This window comes from Acinetobacter sp. 1124_18A, from assembly GCF_052824995.1.
The window spans coordinates 1-273 of sequence record NZ_VTDF01000040.1 but is presented as its reverse complement, the minus strand read 5'-3'; the positions used below and the strand labels follow the sequence as shown (position 1 = coordinate 273).

Genomic DNA, 273 nt, shown 5'->3' with positions numbered 1-273 from the left:
ACAGTGTCTGCGGACATTACTGCACCTGTAGTTGCACTCGATGATGTGCTCACCAACGACAGCACACCAGCACTCACTGGTACAGTGAATGATCCGACTGCGACTGTGGTGGTGACTGTGGATGGTGTGAACTATCCAGCGACCAACAATGGTGACGGCACCTGGAGTCTTGCAGACAATACCTTGCCTGCATTAACCGATGGTCCACACACCATTACCGTGACAGCAACTGACCCTGCAGGTAATGCAGGAACAGATACAGCTGTGGTGACG

Annotated in this window: 1 protein-coding gene; it reads left to right on the top strand. The window is 52.7% G+C overall.

Translation table 11 applies throughout. The features are described from left to right. On the top strand, nt 1–273 hold a 273-nt coding region (locus FY048_RS19025; protein ID WP_446092181.1), incomplete at both ends, for an Ig-like domain-containing protein.